Source organism: Wenxinia saemankumensis, assembly GCF_900141735.1.
GTDB lineage: Bacteria > Pseudomonadota > Alphaproteobacteria > Rhodobacterales > Rhodobacteraceae > Wenxinia > Wenxinia saemankumensis.
Window position 1 is genome coordinate 399013 of record NZ_FQYO01000004.1, and the last position, 17937, is coordinate 416949.

Here is a 17937-nt window from a genome sequence, read left to right on the forward strand (position 1 = left end):
CGTCAGGCGCGGAACGTATGTACCGCCTCCGGACCCGTCAAGGCAGCCATCGCGCGCGCCCACGCGCCGCGTACCAGATGTTGCGGCAGCACCATCAGCGCGCCGGTCCGGGTCCAGAGGATCGCCGTCTCGACCGCGCGCCCGGGAAAGACCTGGGTCAGGGCGTGGTCGTAGGCCCCCATCTGCCGCAGCACGCCTTCCGGCACGTCCTCCGGGGCGCCGGGGACGAGCCGGTTGGTCTTGTAGTCGACGGCGAGGATGCGGTCCTCCGACACGATCAGCCGGTCCACCGTGCCGACGATCCGCCGCCCGCCCGGGGCGGGGGCGCTGAGCGGTGCCTCGACCAGCGCGCCGGCGGCGAAGAGCGGGGCCAGGTCCGGCCGACCCGTCAGGGCCGCCACCTCGGCCACCAGCGCGGCGGGATCGACGGAAGCGGCGGCGTCGGGATGCGCCTCGATCAGCGACAGGCCCATGGCGGGCCGGTCCGCCTCGGCGATTTCGGGCAGCACTTCGAGCAGCATGTGAACGAGGCGCCCGAGCGCCAGCGCCGTCTCGCCCTCGGCCCCGTCCGTCTCGCCCGGCAGCACCTTCGCCCCGCCGAGATCGGACGGCGAGAGCAGCGCCGGACGCGGCGGCACGGGCGCGGGGCCGTAGGCTGGCGGCGGGGGCAGGGGGCGCGCGGCGGGGCCGGGCGCGTCGTCCATCGGCAGGTCGTCCCAGTCGGCGCGCTGGGCCCGCAGGCCCGGCCCGACCGGGGTGGCGTGATCCACCGCCCCGCCATGCCGCATCCCGTCCGAGACCATGCCGTGCCAGGATCCCTCGCCCTCCTTGGCGTCCCCGGCGGCGCAGACGATCAGCCAGCTCTCCGCCCGCGTCATCGCGACGTATAGCAGGCGGCGCCGCTCCTCCTCCTGCGCGGCCTGGCGTTCGGCCCGGGCGGCGGCGATCTCGGGCGGCATCTCGTCGACGGTCCCGGCCCAGACCGGGGCCTCTCCCAGCATCAGCGCGCGGCCCGTCTTCGGTGCCTGCGGCGTGGCGCAGTCCGGCAGGACGACGATCGGCGCCTCGAGTCCCTTCGACCCGTGGACGGTCATCACGCGCAGCTGCCGCCCCGCCCCCTCGGACTGGCGCTTGACCGTCACGTCCTCGGCGTCGAGCCATTCGAGGAATCCGGTGAGCGACGGCACGCCCCGCCGCTCGTAGGCGAGGGCCTGCGACAGCAGCTGGTCGATCCCGTCCTCGGCCTCCGGCCCCAGCCGGGCGAGCAGGCGGCGGCGTCCGTCATGGCGCAGCAGCAGCCGGTTCAGAAGGTCGAAGGGCCGCAGGAAGTCGGCCCGGTCCCGCAGGTCGTCGAGGATGCGCAGCGCCTCGCAGGGGGTCGCGCGCAGCCGCTGCCAGAGCGTGCTCCGCCGCCCGGCGGCGAGACGGTAGAGCTGCCCCTCGTCCCAGCCGAAGAGGGGCGAGCGCAGGGCCGCGGCAAGCGAGAGGTTGTCATCGGCGAGCGAGAGGAACCGCAGCACGGCGACGAGGTCGCGCACGGCGAGCTCGGCCATCAGCTTCAGCCGGTCGGCCCCGGCCACGTCCAGCCCCGCCGCCTTGCAGGCGCGGATGATGTGCCCGAAGAGGCCGGATTGGCGCCCCCGGACCAGGATCAGGATGTCGCCCTCTGTCACCCGGCGCCGCCGCATGCCCGACTTCGTCTCGACGGGCAGCGTCTCCTCGCGCGTCATCCGCAGGATCTCGGCGGCCAACGCCTCGGCCAGCACGACCTTGGGATCGCTCCGGCCCAGCCGGTCGAGCGGGGCGAACCAGGGCGGCTCCTCCTCCTTCTCGGGCTTGGGCACGGCGGGCCAGAGGTCGACCCGGCCGGGCATCGCGTCCCTGAAGGCTAGGTGTTCGGGCGGATCGCCGATCCCGTCCGAGCGCCCCTCGCGGAACGTGTCGTCGACGAGGCGCAGGATCTCCTGCGCGGAGCGGAAGGACCAGATCAGCCCGACGCTCTCGAGCCGCGCCCCCGCCTCGGCCAGCCGCGCCTCGAAATGCGCGCGCGCCGCGTCGAAGCCGGCCGTGTCGGCGCCCTGGAAGGAATAGATCGACTGCTTGCGGTCGCCGACGACGAAGATCGTCCGCCCGGATCCCTGCGCGCCGTCCCCGGCGGTGAACTCGCGCGCCAGCTCCTTGACCACGGCCCATTGCGCCGGCGAGGTGTCCTGGCTCTCGTCGACGAGGATGTGGTCGATCCCGCCGTCGAGCCGGTAGAGCACCCAGTCGCAGACCCGGGGGTCGGTCAGCAGGGCGCGGGTACGCGCGATCAGGTCGTCGAAATCCACCAGGCCGGCGGCCAGCTTGGCGTCCTCGTAGCGGCGCAGGAACTCGGTGCCGAAGCGCAGGACGGTCGCGGTCCGCTCGGCGGCGAGAAGGCGCAGCCGCGTCTCGCGCGCCGCGGCGACACGCTCCATCAGGTCGTCGAGATCCCCGGCCATCTCGGGATGGGCCTCGCGGATCTTCTTGGTCGGGATCTTGCCCGTCTTGGCGCCGAAAGGCACCGCCGCCTTCGCTCCGGTGAGTAGGCAGCCCTCGAGGATCGGCAGATCCTCGGCCCCAGGCTCGGCCGCGACCCGCGACAGCGTGGCGGCGAGCGCGAGGTCGGTCTTCGAGCCGGCCGCGCAGGCCGCCGCCACCCGCCGCAGCAGATCGCCGTCGCCGGGGGCGAGCGTGCGGGCGACCAGGGCCTCCAAGCTCTCGCCGGGGGCGAGGCCCAGCGCCCGGCGCAGGCCGTCCTCGTCCGGGGCGGCGGCGATCGCCTCGCGCATGCCGGTCACGGTGCCGAGGATCGCCGAAAGATCCTCGTCCGAGACGAGGCCGGCGACACCCGCGACCAGGTCCGGCACCTCCACCGCCATCTCGTCGGCGATCCCGGCCATGAGAAGGTCGGCCTCGCGCTCCTCCATCTCGGCGAATTGCGGCGACAGGCCCGCCTCCATCGGGAAGCGGCGCAGGATCGAGGCGCAGAAGGCGTGGATCGTCTGGATCCGCAGGCCGCCCGGCGTCTCGATCGCGCGGGCGAAGAGCCGGCGGGCGGCGGCGAGGCGCTGGCCGTCCATTCCGCCCTCGACGCCCAGATCCTGCAGCGCGCGCGCCAGCTCGCCCCCCGGCAGCATCGCCCAGCGGCCCAGCCGCTCGAAGAGGCGGTTCTGCATCTCACTCGCCGCCGCCTTGGTATAGGTCAGGCAGAGGATGTGCTGCGGGTTCGTCCCCGCCAGCAGCAGCCGGGCCACGCGGTCGGTCAGGACGCGGGTCTTGCCCGAGCCGGCATTGGCCTCCACCCAGGTCGAGGCGGCGGGATCGGCGGCGCGGACCTGCCGCTCGGTGGCGTCGTTCCGCGTCATGGCGGATCCTCCCCCCGCGCCACGTCCACCGGGCGGGGCGTGTCCGTATCCTCCCACTCGCCGCGACGGGCGAGATGGTCGTGATCGCCGCTCTCCCACGCCCATTGCGGCGCGATCCGCGCGGTGTAGCCGCGGGTCGGGCTTTGCCAGGCGCCCACCAGCTCGACCAGCCGGTCCCAGGTGTCGTGATCCTCGAGCGGGGCCTCGACCTCGCCCGGCTTCGCGCCGAGGCCGATATAGGCCGCGCCCGCCGTGCGGTATCCGTCGAGGCCCGGAAACGCGCCGCGGTCCAGCATCGCCGCCTCGATGAGCAGCTGCTTCTCGAAGGCGATCTGCGCGTTCTTCGTCGGGGGGGCGCCGGTCTTGTAATCGTAGATCCAGGCCCCGCCCGCGCCGTCGGTGTCGATCCGGTCGGCCTTGGCCACGATCTCGACCCCCAGCCCGGCGAGCGGCGCGCGGCCCGTGATCTCCAGATGCGCGGGCGCGCCGCGGACGCGGCGGGCCACTTCGTCGGCGAGCCAGGCGGCGGCGATGCGCCGGAACCGGGCGAGCCAGACCTGCCGCACGGTCGGCCAGGGGCAGACCTCGTCCAGCACGCGGGCGGCGGTGTCGAGCAACCGCGCGCGCGCATCGGGCGCGGCGGGATCGGTGCCCTCGCGGACGAACCGTTCGAGGACGGCGTGCAGTGCGGTGCCCCGGTCGCGGGCATCGGGCGATTGCCGCAGCGGGCCGAGCGGGTAGAGGCCGAGGATCTTGCGCGCGTAGAGCGCGTAGGGATCGCGGATCAGCGCCGCGATGTCCGAGACCGACAGCCGGTCCGGCCGCGCCTCCACCGGAACGACCGGCGAGGGACGGGGCGCGGGATCGACGCGGGCCGGTGGCACCGACAGCGCGGCGGCGCGGGCCAGCCACCCGGCCCCGCGGTCCCGCATCGCCTCCAGCGCCCGCGGGCCGTCCTGTTCCGGCAGCCCGCCGATCAGCGTGACGATCCGGTTCAGCCAGCGCGAGGGCACCGTCTGCGCCTCGTCCGTGCGCAGGGCGCGGGTGAACCACACCTCCTCCGCCGCGGCGGCCTGGGTGAAGTCGTGGGCCGAGAGGCCGACCTGCCGCTCGGGCGAGAGCAGGCCCGCCTCGCGGCGCAGCTGCCGGTTCAGCCAGGGATCGGGGGCGGGGACGGGCGGCCAGACCCCGTCGACGAGCCCGCCGAGGATCACCAGCGGCGCCGTCTCGACCCGCGCCTCGAGCGTGCCGCGGATCAGGACGAGCGGATGCCCGTCCTCGCCGCCCCGCACCTCGCCCCGCGACAGGATCCCGTCGGCGAGCGCGCGGTAATCGGCGGGGGACACGGTGCCGCCCGCCTCGGCATGGCGGGCGAACTCGGCCATCCGCGCCCGCGCCTCGCGCCCCGCCGGACCGGCCCAGAGCTCGTCCGGCGCGGCGCCGTCCGGCCCGGCGACCAGCGCCTCGGCCGCGGCGAGGTGGCGGGCGATGTGCGCCTCGACCGGCGCGGGATCGGCCGCCGCGAGCGGCCCGGTCACGTCCGCGATCCAGTCGGCCCAGCCGGGCGCCTCGGCCGAATGGGCCGTCAGCGCGGCGCGATCGGGGAATGGGGGGCCGTCCTTGCGGATCCGCACCTCGAGTCGCTGGGTGGCAAGGACGTGATCCCCCCGCGCCCCGCCGCGCACGACCAGCGGATGCTTCAGCAGGGCCAGCAGGTCGGCGGCGGCGAGGCGCCGCCCCATCAGCCCGGCCACCTGCCGCAGCAGCCGCCCCGGCGCGGTCAGCGGCAACGGCGTGCCCGCGCTGTCGTCCACCGCGATGTCCCAGCGGTCCAGCGCCGCCGCGACCTGCCGGGTCAGCACCCGGTCGGGGGTGACAAGGATCGTCTTCGTCCCCGCCTCCACCGCCGCGCGGATCCGCAGGGCGATCGTCTCGGACTCCGCCCGGGGCGAGGGCGCCTCGAGCAGGGTGATCCGCGCCGTGGCGGCGGCGAGATCCCCCAGCCCCGGCGCCTCGGCCAGCCACTGATCGGTCACGGGCGCGGGCCGCAGCGCCAGCGAGATCAGGCGGTTGCGGGCCGGGTCGGGCGGCGCGGCCTCGGTCCAGGCGGGCAGGGCGACGGGGGCGAGGTCCAGCCGCGCGGCGAGCGCGGCGGTGCGGTACTGGGGATGATCCTCGCCGCTCTCGGAATCGCCCGGATCGGACAGCCGGTCCCACACGTCGCCCGGCAGGTCGGGATCGTGCCCCGGCAGGATCGCCGCGCCCTGCGGCAGGCGGCAGACCGCCTCGATCAGCGCCGCCGTTGTCCCGCGCGAGCCGGTGGAGCCGACGACCAGCATCGGCCCCTCGGGCGATTCGGCGGCCCAGCGCGCGGCCAGCGTCTCGACCTGGCGGCGCAGGCGCAGCGCCTCGGTCGGGGCGGCGCTCTCGCCGTCCATCCAGTGCGCGGCGATGTCGAGGAAGCGGAGCGTGCGGTCCCAGTGGCCCGACAGGTCCCCGGTCTCGAGCGCGGAGAGCGCGGCGGCGGGCACGCCCTCGTCATGCATCTCGTCGGCCAGCCGGGCGAGGCTGTCGGCCAGATCGTAGAGCGCGGTGCGCGGCGCGATCCGTCCGTCCGCGGCGAGCAGGCGGCCGACCAGCTGCGACAGTTCCAGCCGCCGGCGCACCGGCGAGACGGGCGGGCGCGGATCGCCGGTGAGCGGCGCGGTGGCGAGGTCGGCGATGGTGCGGATGCGCGGCAGCAGCCGGGCGGGGCCGTCGGCCCAGGCGGCCGCGACCGCGCGGGCCATGCGGCGCGAATTGGCGAGGATGGTGACACGCGACAGGGCGGCGGGGTCGCCGGAGGGCAGGCGCGCCTCGAGCCCGCGCCGGATCTCGGCCGGTCCGTCGATTCCCGCCGGCAGGGTGAAGAGCCGCGGCTCCCCGGGGGCGAAGGGGCCGGTCATGCCAGCGCCGCCAGCCGGTCGGACCAGGCACCGGGGGCGTCGATGCGTACCGAGTGCCCGTCCGCCTCGGCGGCGAAACCGAGGCGCAGCGCCCCGGCGGGCAGCGCCGTACCCAGCCGCTCGGGCCATTCGACGAGGACGATCGCCGTCCCGAAGGCCTCGCCGAGACCGAGTTCCAGCACCTCGTCGGGATGGCCGAGCCGGTAGAGATCGGCGTGCCAGATCTCGCACTCCCCGTCGTCGTAGGTCTGCACGAGGGTGAAGGTCGGCGAGGGCACCTCGGCCGTCTCGTCCCCCAGACGCGCGCGGATCAGGGCGCGCGCGAAGGATGTCTTGCCGGCGCCGACCGGCCCCTCCAGCAGCAGAACGTCGCCCGCCCGCAGCGCCGGGGCGATCCGCCGGGCGAGGGCCCGGGTGTCGGTTTCGTCGGGGAGGGGGAGGGGGCCGGGACGCATCGGGCCGACCCTATCCCGCCCCGGGCGCGGGGGGGAAGGGGGCGCGGCGGCCTCCCTCCGCGGGACGGGATCGCGCGGCGCTTTCCGTGGGCGGAACGGGCCGCGGGCGTCGGGGGGACGGGTCGGAGGGGTCGGCTCCCGTGACGACGGGTCCGCCGATCGTCGCCGGGACCGGGGCGTCCCGAACTGGCTCGGCCGGGGGGCCGCCCGGCCTGATCCGGGATCCCTCCGGGCGTCCGTCCCGCGCTGCCCCGCGGCCCGGCGGGGGCCGGTCCCGAACCCGGTGGGGGCCCAAGGGGGCTGTCCGTACCGGACATCGACTCGTCCGGTGCTTGTCGCGGTCCGGGGAAGAAGCCCGGCGGGGGGCCGCTCCCGAACCCGGCGAGGGCTCGCCGTCCGTACCGGACATCGGCACGTCCGGTGCTTCCCTGCTGGAGACCGGCCCGTCCGGCGTTCGTCGCGGTCGGGGGGAAAGCCCGGCGGAGGAGTGCGGCAGAGAAGCCAGGCGGGGACCCGGTGACAGGGGCTTCTGCCCGGCCAGGCGCGCGCGGGGCGTGGCGTCGGTGGGCGGCGGGCGATCGCGCGACGGGCCCGGCTAGCCGTTCCGCCGGACGAAGGTGGCCGGACCGTCGGGCCCCGCCGCCTTGCCCGGGTCCGGCTCCGCCTCCGTCCGGGCCCCCGGGGCCGGGCGGGCGATGCCGCCCTCGGAGAGGTGGAACCGGGCGAGGATGTCGCCCCGCGGGATCCGCGACAGGTGCAGCTCCGCCGCGCGGCCGTCCTTGCGGCGCAGCGCGATGGGCGCGCCGCCCGCCGCCGCCACCGGATCGGTGCCGCCCATGCGGCGCAGGGCCGAGACGCCGGTGCACCGCGCCTCCCAGCCCCCGATCTCGTCGGCGAGGCGCACGTCGTCGAGCGTGTCCGAGGACCGGCCCCAGAGCGTGTCGTAGGCCGTGTTGGTCATCCGTAGCGTCCCGGCGGGAGAGAACACGGCGATCCCGTCGGGCAGGGCGTCGAGCACGCCGCGCCCGGTCTCGAGCTCGGCGCGGAATCGCCGGGTCTGCCCGATCTCGTCCGAGATGTCCTCGAACAATAGCGCCAGTGCGCCGCCGGGATGGGGCCGGCCGGTGACGCGCCAGGTCCGGTTGCCGGGCAGCGACCAGCTTTCCGACAGCTGCCCCCGCTCGCCCGCCTCTTCCAGCGCGTCGAACCGCTCGCGCCAGCTTCGCCAGTCGCGCGGCTCGGGCACGAGGCCGCGGTCGCGGAGCCGGTCGAGCACGTCCCGCAGCGGCGGCCGGCCGGTCAGGAAGGCGCTGCCGAGGCCCAGCATGTCGTAGGCGGCGGGGTTGAACATCGTCAGCCGCCGGTCGGTGTCGAAGATCAGCAGCCCGACCGACAGCTCGGCGAAGATGCGCGACATCGTGGTGAGGAATTCCTCGGCCTGGCGCTGGGCGGCGATCACCTGGTCGGCCGGCGTCGCGACGCAGAGCCGGTCGGGCGGCACGCTGCGGACATGGACGTCGTACCAGTGTTCCTCCGCCCCCTCGACCAGGCGCAGCCGCCGCGCCGGGCCGCCCGGATCGGGCAGCTGCCTGAACAGTGCGGCGGGCGGCCAGGCGCCGGGTTCGGCAAGGCCGTCGGCGCGGGCGAGGTAGCTGCGATTGGCCCAGGTCACCTGTCCCTCGGCGTCGAGCCGCCAGATCAGCTCCGGCGTCTCCTCCGAGATCAGGCGGAGAAGGTCGACGTCGTCGGACATCGCCTCGAGCGTGGCGGGATGGATCGAGGTCGCCTCGGCGAGGTCGGGCGAAAGGTCGAGCCGCAGCTTGTCGTCCCACCATTCGACCAGCAGCGGCCCGGTGCCGAACCGGCCCGCCACATGCGCCCGGCCGGGCGGCGCGCCCGGCTCGGGCAGCTGGGCGGGCAGGCCGGGATAGGACCGGCGCAACCGGGCGACGGCATCGGCCAGCGTGTAGCCGCCGGGGGCTGGCGGACCCGAGCCGCGCAGGAAGTGCCGCGCCTCCTCCGTCGCGTCGATGAGATCCCCCCGCTCGAAGAGAAGGGCCGTGCCCTCGACCGCTTGCGATGCGGTCCTTCGGACGGAAGCGGCGGCGGGGGCCCGGCGCCGGGCCAGAAGGAGGACGAGGACCATTCCCGCCAGCCCGGAGAACAGGCCCAGCAGGACCTGATCGACCTCGATCGCCGCCATGACTTTCAACCCCACCTACCCGCTTGCACCGACCTTCCGATCTGGCACGGAATACTTAATCAGGTGTTAACGTCGGCGTGGCGCCGGGGGATGGTGCCGGGGAATGGCGCCGGGGGCGCGGGCCCGGGGATCCGTCCCGCGCCCGGGGTCAGGATCACCCCGGCAGGCGGGCATTCTCGCCCAGCGCGGCGGAGCGCGCCTCCGGCCCCGCCTCGATATCGGCGCGCCGCCACGCCACGCGGGCGATCGCGCCCCCCTCCGGACAGGCATTGGTGAAGCTGAGATCCGCCCCGGTCCGCTCCAGCAGCGCCTTGGCGATGAAGAGACCGAGGCCCATCCCCTCGTAGCCGTCGCGCCCCTCGCGCGGGTCGGGGGTGCGCCGGCTGCGGACGAAGGGATCGCCGATCCGCGCCAGGACCGAGGGCGGGAAGCCGGGACCGTCATCCTCGATCCGCACCCAGAGCGTGCGCTCGTCCCAGCCGGTCTCGACATCGACCGAGGCGGCGGCGAAATCGACGGCGTTCTGCACCAGGTTCCGCAGCCCGTGGATGATCTCGGGACGACGCCAGATCTCGGGCTGGTCGCCGGTCGTGCTGCCATGGCCGAAATCGACGTTCCGGCCGCGATCGAGATGCGGCTGCGCGGCGTCGCGCACGACGGTCTCGAGCGGCGCGCGCCGGGTGTGGCGGTCCTCCTTTCCGGCGCGGCCCATCGAGCGGAGGATGTCGCGGCACCGGTCGCATTGCTGGGCGATCAGCGCCGCGTCCTCCGCCAGGTCGGGCCTGCCCGCCAGTTCGCGCTGCAGCTCGGTCGAGACGAGCTTGATCGTGGCGAGGGGGGTGCCGAGCTCGTGCGCGGTCGCCGCGACGACGCCGCCGAGATCGGTCAGCTTCTGCTCGCGCGCGAGGGCCAGCTGCGTCGCCGCCAGCGCCTCGCGCATGGCATTCGCCTCGGTCGTGACCTGCCGCGCGTAGAGCGAGAGGAAGACCAGCCCGCAGGACAGCGCGACCCAGAAGCCGAAGCGGAAGAGCGGCGGCAGGTCGAGGACGCGGCCGCTGCGCGTCGTGAGTGGCAGGTGGACGAGCGCGAGGGCCAGCACGATCGCCATGCCCAGCGCGCCGACGATGACGGCCCGCCGGCCCGGCAGCGCGGTGGCCGCGATCGTGACCGGGGCCAGCAGGAGCAGGGCGAAGGGATTGTTCAGCCCGCCCGTCAGCGAGAGCAGCGCGCCCAGCTGGAGCACGTCGAAGAGCAGGGTGATCGTCGCCTCGCGGGGCGTGAGCCGGCGCGTCGCCGGCCAGAGGAACCACAGCAGCAGGTTCACCAGCGTCAGCGAGCCGATCGTCATCACGATCGGTCCGACGGGCAGCGCGATCCCCAGCGCCTGCTGCGCGACCAGCACCGCCGCGGCCTGTCCCGCCAGGGCGATCCAGCGGATCTGGACCTGCGTCTGCAGCCGCAGCCAGTTGCTGCGCCGCGCCGGCATCGCTGCGTCGAGCGGATCGGGGTCCATGCGCGTCTCCGTTCCCGGGCCGGCCGCGCGCCGGCCGGTCTGCCCCCGGATCTAGCACGGCAGGGCGGCGGGGTCGCCCGCGTCCTCTCGCCGCTCTTGCGGCCCGCCGCCCTCCGCCTAGCTAAGGGCCATGACCGATGCCCCGGACCCCGCATCCGCCTCTGCCGATCCCGGCCCCGACCTGGGCCCCGATCCGACCCTGCTGATCGTCGACGACGACGAGGCGTTCCTGCGCCGGCTCGGCCGCGCGATGGAGAAGCGCGGCTTCGACGTGGCGTTGGCGGGATCGGTGGCCGAGGGGCGCGATCTGGCGATGCGGCGCCCGCCGGCCTACGCGGTCGTGGACCTGCGGCTCGAGGACGGCAACGGGCTCGACGTGGTCGAGGCGCTGCGCCAGTCGCGGCCGGACGGCCGCGTCGTCGTGCTGACGGGCTACGGCGCCATCGCGACCGCCGTCGCGGCGGTCAAGATCGGCGCGACCGACTACCTCGCCAAGCCGGCCGACGCCGAGGAGGTGATGCGCGCCCTCCTCGCCCGCGAGGGCGAGCTGCCCCCCCCGCCCGAGAACCCGATGAGCGCCGACCGCGTCCGGTGGGAGCATATCCAGCGGGTCTACGAGATGTGCGACCGCAACGTGAGCGAGACGGCCCGCCGGCTCGGGATGCATAGACGGACCCTGCAGCGGATCCTGGCGAAGCGCTCGCCGCGCTGAACGGGGGCCCAGGGTGGTCAGGGTGGTGCGACCCACCCCTGCGAGGTGGTGGGTGCAACCCACCCTACGGGGCCTGTCGCGTGATTCGGGATGTTTCGGGGCGGGCGGCGGTGGGTGGGTGCGACCCACCCTACGGGGCGACGCCGCCTCGTCAGCAGGATGGAGGGGTGTCGGGCGACGTTCGTGGACGGACCGGCGGCCGGCGGATCCGGCCCCCGCCAGGCGCCCCGCCACCTTCGGTTTGGGCAGGACGGCCGGGGCAGGTCCGGATGACCCGGCCCGGAACGCAGACGGGCCGCCCCGGGGGGCGGCCCGCTTCGTCTCCTGTCGGGCGGCCGGTTCAGCCGGCCTGGCCGGCGGGCAGCAGGACCGTGTCGATCACGTGAACCACGCCGTTGGACTGGCGCACGTCGGCGGTGGTCACGGTCGCGACGCGGCCGTTCTCGTCCGTGAGGGTGATCATGTCGCCGTTCATCTGCGCCTGCAGGGTGCAGCCGCCGACGGTCTCGACCGGATGGTTGCCGTTGTCGTCGGCGATCATGCCGGCGATCGCGTCGGACATGACGCTCGCACCGACGACGTGGCAGAGGAGGATCTGCTCGAGCTGGGCCTGGTTCTCGGGCATCAGCAGGGTGTTGAGGGAGTCCTCGCTGATCGCGGCGAAGGCGTCGTTCGTGGGCGCGAAGACGGTGAACGGGCCTTCGCCCATCAGCGTCTCGCCCAGGCCGGCGGCGCCGACGGCGGCGACGAGCGTCGTGAGGTTCGGGGCGTTGCCCGCGTTCACCGCGATCGGCTGGTCGGCCATCATCTCGGCCCCGCCCACGGTCGGGTTCTCCATCATCATGGAATCGTTCTGCGCGAAGGCAGCGGTGCCGGTGCCGAGGGCGACGGCGGCGGTGAGGGTCAGCGTCTTGAGCATGGGTCTCTCCCTTGTTGGCGGCCGGCGGTGTCTCCGGCCGGTCTGACGAGAGCTACGAAGTGCGGCGCGGAAGAGTTGCAGATTTTTTTTTGCGGGTCCGGCGCCCGCCCTCCGGTCAGAGGGCGGCGAGAAGCTCGGCATGGCGGGCGACGAAGGCCTCGCGCACCTCGCGCGGGGGGCGCAGGGCCAGGTCGCAAGCCGCGATCACGTCCGGGTTCTGGCGACCGAAGAGCCGGTCCGCCTCGGCCACTGCGAACCCGGCGAGGCGGGTCGCCTCCAGCCAGGCCGAGACGGTGTCCGCCCGCTTGATCGCGCGCTTGACCTTCGGCGGCAGGGCGGCGGGCAGGCCGAAGCGGATGTGGATCGCGGCGGAGAGCCGTTCGTCCATCGCCTTGTAGCCGGGACCGACCGCCGACTTCACCGGCGAGATCATGTCGCCGATCACGTATTCCGGCCCGTCATGCAGCAGCGCGGCGAGCCGCCATCTCGGCGGCGCGGCCGGGTCCGTCAGGCCGAAGATGCGTTCCACCAGCAGCGAGTGCTCGGCCACCGAATAGGGCCAGTCGCCCGCCGTCTGCCCGTTCCATCGCGCGACGAACGCCAGGCCGTGGGCGATGTCCTCGATCTCTATGTCGACGGGCGTGGGATCGAGCAGGTCGAGCCGGCGCCCCGAGAGCATCCTCTGCCAGGCACGGGGCTGCTTCACGCGACCTCCGCCCGGTCGATCAGCGCCTGCATCGCCACGGCCGCGGCGGGGCCGGGGCGGGCCGCTTCCTCGCGCCGGGCCTCGCGGCGGGACTTGCGCCAGCGATGCAGTGCGTCGAGCGGCGGCAGGCCGAAGCGCGGCGTGCGGGTCAGCGCCGCCAGCGATCCGGGCCGCGCGTGCGGCGCGAAACCGGGATCGAGGGCCCGCAGCCCCTCCCACCACGCGGCGTTGAACGTCGCGACATAGGGATCGTCGCCGATCAGCCAGGGTTTGTCGCGGCCGCAGAAATGCAGCAGCCAGGGGTCGAACCGCGCGACCATCTCCTCGCGCAGGAAGCGGCGTTTCTGCCAGTTCCAGCGGGGGTCGAGCATCCGGATCTCGCCGCCGCAGACCTTGTTGAGGACGCCCTGCTCGCCGATCCGGTGCGCGTGCAGGACAGCCTCGTTGGCCCCAGCCCAGGACAGGACGCGGCGGTCGGCCTCGCTGTCGAGATAGGGCTGCACGCCGATCAGCAGGGCGCCGCTCTGCCAGACCTCTCCGTTCGGGCCGGACAAGGCGGCCTGCCGGGCCCGCGACGACGGATCGACGACCTGAGCGGCCTCCTCGAGGGTGGGCTGGTACTCGAAATCCGGCGCCGCCGCGATGGCGAGGTCGTCCGGCATCCGGTCGAACAGCCCCTGGAGGCCGGGCCGGCGCAACCAGGTGTCGGTGTCGAGGTAGAACATCGCCCGGTACTCGCCGACGAAAGCCCGGGGCAGCAGGTGCCGGTAGAACGTGCCGAGCCCGATCCGGGAGATCGGGTGCCGGATCTGCGGGATGGCCGAGACGTCGAGCCCGGTGAACCGGATCCGTCCGTCCAGCGCCGCCCGCGGGATCGAGTCGGTGTCGGGCGTGGCGATGACGATGTCGAAACGGCCCTCCGGCTCGACCGCCGCGATCCGCCGCGCCACCACGACCGCCTGTGGCAGGTGCCCGGAATCGCAGGTGAGGATCGCGCAATCCGGCTGCCGGGCCGGGCCGCTCTGCCAGGTCGTGCCGCTCATCTCGCGCCTGTCCTCTCGCATCGGTGGGCCCGGTGGTAAACGGCGGGCCGCCGGGGGGAAACCCCGGGGGCAATTGCCCGGCGCGGGTTCCGCGGGTAAAGGCGGGACCGACCAGTCGAGACAGAGACACAGAGAAGGGGACCGGCCCGTGGCCCAGGACTACATCGTGAAGGACATCGCCCTCGCCGCCTATGGCCGCAAGGAGCTCGACATCGCCGAGACCGAGATGCCGGGCCTGATGGCCCTGCGCGAGGAATACGGCACCGAGAAGCCGCTTTCCGGCGCGCGCATCGTCGGCTCGCTGCACATGACGATCCAGACCGCCGTGCTGATCGAGACGCTGGTCGCCCTCGGCGCCGACGTGCGCTGGGCCTCGTGCAACATCTTCTCGACCCAGGATCACGCCGCCGCCGCCATCGCCGAGGCCGGCGTGCCGGTCTTCGCAGTGAAGGGCCAGACCCTGACCGAGCACTGGGACTATCTCGACCGCTCGTTCCAGTTCGCAGACGGCGCGAACATGATCCTCGACGATGGCGGGGACGCCACGCTCTACGTGCTGCTCGGCGCGCGGATGGAGGCGGGCGAGGACGTCCTGTCGGTGCCGGAATCCGAGGAAGAGGAAGTCATCAAGGCGCAGATCCAGAAGCGGATGAAGGAAAGCCCCGGCTGGTTCGCCAGGACCCGCGACGCGATCAGGGGCGTCAGCGAGGAGACGACGACCGGCGTCCACCGTCTCTACCAGCTGCAGAAGGAGGGGCGGCTGCCCTTCCCCGCGATCAACGTCAACGACAGCGTCACCAAGTCGAAGTTCGACAACAAGTACGGCTGCAAGGAAAGCCTCGTCGACGGCATCCGCCGCGCCACCGACACGATGATGGCCGGCAAGGTCGCCGTGGTCTGCGGCTACGGCGATGTCGGCAAGGGCTCGGCCGCATCGCTGCGTGGCGCGGGCGCGCGGGTCAAGGTCACCGAAGTCGACCCGATCTGTGCGCTGCAGGCGGCGATGGACGGGTTCGAGGTGGTCGTGCTGGAGGACGTGGTGTCCTCGGCGGACATCTTCGTCACGACGACCGGCAACAGGGACGTCATCCGCATCGAGCACATGCGCGAGATGAAGGACATGGCGATCGTCGGCAATATCGGCCACTTCGACAACGAGATCCAGGTCGCCTCCCTGCGCAACCACAAGTGGACGAACATCAAGGAACAGGTTGACATGATCGAGATGCCGTCCGGGCATCGGATCATCCTGCTGTCCGAGGGGCGCCTCTTGAACCTCGGCAACGCCACGGGCCACCCGTCCTTCGTGATGAGCGCGTCCTTCACCAACCAGGTGCTCGCGCAGATCGAGCTGTGGAAGAATGGCGGGCAGTACGAGAACCGGGTCTACATCCTGCCCAAGCATCTCGACGAGAAGGTCGCGCGGCTGCATCTCGCCCGGATCGGGGTCAAGCTGACCGAGCTGAAGCCCGAGCAGGCGGCCTATATCGGTGTGACGCCCGAGGGACCGTTCAAGCCCGAGCATTACCGCTACTGACGCAGCGGCCCGGCGGGAACCGGCACAGGGGGATCGGCCCGTTTGGGCCGGTCCCCGCCGCTGCGCGGGGGGCCTGCAACCGGGGGCCGGGGGTCCGGCTTTCCCTTCCATCGCGCCGCCGACGCGGCGCAAACGGAAGGAGAAGACCCATGCGTATCACCTCCCTGTTCGCCAGCGCCGCGATCGTCGCCCTGACCAGCGCGCCTGTCCTCGCCCAGGATGCCACCGCCCCGGTCGCCGATCCGACGATGGACCAGACCGCGCCGGCCATGGATCCCGCGACCGATCCGATCGACGGCACCGCAGCCGAGCCGACGGCCCCGGCCTTCACGAGTCTCGACGAGATGACTGTCGGCGACGTGCTCGGAATGTCGGTCGAAAGCCCCGATGGCGAGAACATCGGCGATGTCGACTACGTCATCCAGACGGCCGACGGCCTTGCCGCGGTGATCGGGATCGGCGGCTTCCTCGGCCTCGGGGAATACACCGTCGCCCTGCCGCTGGACGAGTTCCAGCTGAACGAGGACTTCACCGCCTTCACGCTCGGGACCACCCGCGAGGCTCTGGAGGCGCAGCCGGAATTCGACGAGAGCGGGATCGAGAGCCTCGAGGACGAGCTCGTGGTCGGCGACCTGATGGCGCAGTCGGGCGACGGATCCGGCGCGATGACGGAGGACACCGCGACGGAAGGGACGGCCAGCGACGAGGCCGGCGACATGGCGACCGGGGACGGCGCGATGGACGGCGCGGCGGCCGATGACGGGGCCGCCGAGGTCGAGGCCGAGCCGATGGAGCCCGCGGCCGACGATGCGGCCACCGGCGAGGCTGCCCCGGACGATGCCGCGATGGACGAGGCACCCGCCGAGGTGGAAGAGACCGAGAGCAACTGATCCCGGCCCGCATACCGGGAGAGCGGCCCGGCCCCCCGACGGGGGCCGGGCCCTCTCCCCGTGCGGGATCTGCGCCCGGCGGGTTGAATCGACCGGCCCGAGGCCATTACCCTTGCGTCATCGGACCAGCCAGACCGGGGGACAGGCAGATGGGCAAGCGCGACGACCTGATCGAGAGATACGCGGCCGACATCCGCGACAAATGCGGGATGGAGCCGGACATGGATTTGCTGCGGAAGGTGACCATCGGCTGCGGCCCGTCGATCTACAACGACGATGCCAGCACCGTTGCGGGCAGCGATACCGAGGAACTGAAGCGCATCGAGGACGGCTTCCTCAAGAACAAGCTCGGCCTGCCCGAAGGGCCCGAACTGATGGGCGGGATCCAGAAGGCGATCACCACCTATGGCCGGGACAACCGCAACAAGTATCGGGCCGTCGTCTACTACCTGCTCGTGAAGCATTTCGGGAAGGAATCGGCCTATTGAGGGCGATTCCGGCGAGTTCGTCTCGAATCCTTGTGACAATTCCGTCGGCGTCGCGTCCGGGCCGTGCTATCGACCCTCGTACGGGCGGCCAGGATGGCCCCGACCTTCAGTCAACCTATCCCAGCGCGGGAGTGCGCGGGTGAGAGTGGGGAGGGGTCGCCGCCATGCCGCGCCGATCCCTCCCCGTTGGTCGATCATCGGCCGACCGGACGATGGACCGGCGCCGAACGGCCCCCGGTTCTGCCGCAGAAAACGGATCGCGCCGCCCTCAGGCCGCCGGGGTCACGGCAGCAGCACCAGCACCGCGCCGATGATCGCGCAGCCGAACAGGGCGTAGCCCCCGTCGATGAGGGTCAGCAGGACGGGCCGGCCCGGATAGGCGTTGTTGATCAGGATCCACGGGCAGACGAAGAACAGCCCGATTCCCCCGCCGCCGACGATCCCGGCGCCCAGCGTGTCGAGGCCGCTGGCGGCGAAGGTGTGCCGCATCATCGCCGCGACGACGACCATCGCCACCCCCGACAGGACGAAGGGCAGCGCGCCCATCCCGGATCGCCGATTGCCGTTCTCGTCGCAGGGGACGCCGGACACGCGCTTCCACGGCCCGGACAAGGCCATGTACCACGCCGCGCCGAACAGCCAGGCGGCCAGCGCCGCCACCAGGATCGCGACCATCTTCGCCTCCGCCCTGCTACATCGGCAGCCTAGCGCGGCGTCACTCCCCTGTCCCGCCCATTCGCAGGATCGTCGTCCATTCCGCCTCGGTGACGGGCTGGACGGAGAGCCGCGAATTGTTGACGAGGACCATCTCCGACAGGTCGGGCACGGTCTTGATCTCGTCCAGCGTCACCGGGCGGCCCATCGGGCGGAGCGCGCGCAGATCCACGCACTCCCACCTGTCGTCATCGGTCGTGCTGTCGGGATGCGCCGGCGCGATCACCTCGACGAGGCCGACGATCTCGCGCGTCTTCTGGCTGTGGTAGAAGAAGCCCCGGTCGCCTACCGCCATCTCGCGCATGAAGTTGCGCGCCTGGTAGTTGCGCACCCCGTCCCATTCCTGCCCGGCCTCGCCCCGGGCGACCTGGTCGTCCCAGGACCAGACTTCGGGCTCGGACTTGAAGAGCCAGTATCGCATTC

General features: G+C 73.2%; 14 protein-coding genes. 4 read left to right on the forward strand and 10 right to left on the reverse strand.

Features of this window, described 5'->3' with window-relative positions; genetic code table 11:
- Nucleotides 1–2 precede the first annotated feature (2 nt).
- The 5 genes from addA to regB form a co-directional block, all read right to left on the reverse strand.
- Nucleotides 3–3389, reverse strand: coding sequence for a double-strand break repair helicase AddA (gene addA, locus BUE30_RS12970; protein WP_073331381.1), 3387 nt, complete (start codon nt 3387–3389; stop codon nt 3–5).
- Complete coding sequence (addB, locus tag BUE30_RS12975) at nt 3386–6334, reverse strand: double-strand break repair protein AddB (RefSeq protein ID WP_073331384.1); 2949 nt, start codon at nt 6332–6334, stop codon at nt 3386–3388. Before addB ends, addA begins: the two co-directional genes overlap by 4 nt.
- Complete coding sequence (tsaE, locus tag BUE30_RS12980) at nt 6331–6789, reverse strand: tRNA (adenosine(37)-N6)-threonylcarbamoyltransferase complex ATPase subunit type 1 TsaE (RefSeq protein WP_073331387.1); 459 nt, start codon at nt 6787–6789, stop codon at nt 6331–6333. The genes addB and tsaE overlap by 4 nt, the downstream gene beginning before the upstream one ends.
- A 595-nt stretch (nt 6790–7384) precedes the next feature.
- A complete protein-coding gene (locus BUE30_RS12985; RefSeq protein WP_073331390.1) occupies nt 7385–8992 on the reverse strand; it encodes a PAS-domain containing protein in 1608 nt (535 codons plus the stop codon).
- A gap of 154 nt (nt 8993–9146) precedes the next feature.
- Nucleotides 9147–10505, reverse strand: a complete 1359-nt coding sequence (regB, locus tag BUE30_RS12990) for a sensor histidine kinase RegB (RefSeq protein ID WP_073331393.1) — start codon at nt 10503–10505, stop codon at nt 9147–9149.
- A gap of 130 nt (nt 10506–10635) precedes the next feature.
- Here regB and BUE30_RS12995 point away from each other — a divergent pair, with 130 nt between their 5' ends.
- Nucleotides 10636–11217 carry an ActR/PrrA/RegA family redox response regulator transcription factor gene (locus tag BUE30_RS12995; RefSeq protein WP_073331396.1) on the forward strand — a complete coding sequence of 194 codons (582 nt, stop codon included), beginning with the start codon at nt 10636–10638 and terminating at the stop codon, nt 11215–11217.
- Nucleotides 11218–11557: 340 nt separating this feature from the next.
- On the opposite strand, the gene BUE30_RS13000 is transcribed toward BUE30_RS12995, so the two are convergent.
- The 3 genes from BUE30_RS13000 to BUE30_RS13010 form a co-directional block, all read right to left on the reverse strand.
- Nucleotides 11558–12136 (reverse strand): fasciclin domain-containing protein, encoded by a 579-nt coding sequence (locus BUE30_RS13000; protein WP_073331399.1) that lies wholly within the window; start codon nt 12134–12136, stop codon nt 11558–11560.
- Between the two features lie 115 nt (nt 12137–12251).
- Nucleotides 12252–12815: an HD domain-containing protein gene (locus tag BUE30_RS13005; protein WP_073331402.1), complete on the reverse strand. Its 564-nt coding sequence runs from the start codon at nt 12813–12815 to the stop codon at nt 12252–12254.
- A gap of 23 nt (nt 12816–12838) precedes the next feature.
- A complete protein-coding gene (locus BUE30_RS13010; protein ID WP_073331405.1) occupies nt 12839–13885 on the reverse strand; it encodes a glycosyltransferase family 8 protein in 1047 nt (348 codons plus the stop codon).
- A 148-nt stretch (nt 13886–14033) separates the two neighbouring features.
- Between BUE30_RS13010 and ahcY the strand changes: the two genes are divergently transcribed.
- The 3 genes from ahcY to BUE30_RS13025 all read left to right on the forward strand — a co-directional run bounded on the left by ahcY (nt 14034) and on the right by BUE30_RS13025 (nt 16800).
- Nucleotides 14034–15422, forward strand: coding sequence for an adenosylhomocysteinase (gene ahcY, locus BUE30_RS13015; RefSeq protein WP_073331407.1), 1389 nt, complete (start codon nt 14034–14036; stop codon nt 15420–15422).
- A gap of 149 nt (nt 15423–15571) precedes the next feature.
- Nucleotides 15572–16312 carry a PRC-barrel domain-containing protein gene (locus BUE30_RS13020; RefSeq protein WP_073331410.1) on the forward strand — a complete coding sequence of 247 codons (741 nt, stop codon included), beginning with the start codon at nt 15572–15574 and terminating at the stop codon, nt 16310–16312.
- 149 nt (nt 16313–16461) lie between these two features.
- Nucleotides 16462–16800: a DUF2853 family protein gene (locus tag BUE30_RS13025; protein WP_073331413.1), complete on the forward strand. Its 339-nt coding sequence runs from the start codon at nt 16462–16464 to the stop codon at nt 16798–16800.
- 282 nt (nt 16801–17082) lie between these two features.
- Here BUE30_RS13025 and BUE30_RS13030 read toward each other — a convergent pair whose 3' ends face one another.
- Nucleotides 17083–17475, reverse strand: a complete 393-nt coding sequence (locus BUE30_RS13030) for a DUF1761 domain-containing protein (RefSeq protein ID WP_073331416.1) — start codon at nt 17473–17475, stop codon at nt 17083–17085.
- 40 nt (nt 17476–17515) lie between these two features.
- Nucleotides 17516–17935 (reverse strand): EVE domain-containing protein, encoded by a 420-nt coding sequence (locus BUE30_RS13035; protein WP_073331419.1) that lies wholly within the window; start codon nt 17933–17935, stop codon nt 17516–17518.
- Nucleotides 17936–17937: the final 2 nt, after the last annotated feature.

Coding starts and splice junctions, on each gene's coding strand:
- addA (WP_073331381.1), bottom strand. CDS start 3,389: ATGACGCGGAACGACGCCACCGAGCGGCAGGTCCGCGCCGCCGATCCC.
- BUE30_RS13025 (WP_073331413.1), top strand. CDS start 16,462: ATGGGCAAGCGCGACGACCTGATCGAGAGATACGCGGCCGACATCCGC.
- addB (WP_073331384.1), bottom strand. CDS start 6,334: ATGACCGGCCCCTTCGCCCCCGGGGAGCCGCGGCTCTTCACCCTGCCG.
- BUE30_RS13030 (WP_073331416.1), bottom strand. CDS start 17,475: ATGGTCGCGATCCTGGTGGCGGCGCTGGCCGCCTGGCTGTTCGGCGCG.
- BUE30_RS13000 (WP_073331399.1), bottom strand. CDS start 12,136: ATGCTCAAGACGCTGACCCTCACCGCCGCCGTCGCCCTCGGCACCGGC.
- BUE30_RS12995 (WP_073331396.1), top strand. CDS start 10,636: ATGACCGATGCCCCGGACCCCGCATCCGCCTCTGCCGATCCCGGCCCC.
- tsaE (WP_073331387.1), bottom strand. CDS start 6,789: ATGCGTCCCGGCCCCCTCCCCCTCCCCGACGAAACCGACACCCGGGCC.
- BUE30_RS13035 (WP_073331419.1), bottom strand. CDS start 17,935: ATGCGATACTGGCTCTTCAAGTCCGAGCCCGAAGTCTGGTCCTGGGAC.
- BUE30_RS13020 (WP_073331410.1), top strand. CDS start 15,572: ATGCGTATCACCTCCCTGTTCGCCAGCGCCGCGATCGTCGCCCTGACC.
- regB (WP_073331393.1), bottom strand. CDS start 10,505: ATGGACCCCGATCCGCTCGACGCAGCGATGCCGGCGCGGCGCAGCAAC.
- BUE30_RS13010 (WP_073331405.1), bottom strand. CDS start 13,885: ATGAGCGGCACGACCTGGCAGAGCGGCCCGGCCCGGCAGCCGGATTGC.
- BUE30_RS12985 (WP_073331390.1), bottom strand. CDS start 8,992: ATGGCGGCGATCGAGGTCGATCAGGTCCTGCTGGGCCTGTTCTCCGGG.
- BUE30_RS13005 (WP_073331402.1), bottom strand. CDS start 12,815: ATGCTCTCGGGGCGCCGGCTCGACCTGCTCGATCCCACGCCCGTCGAC.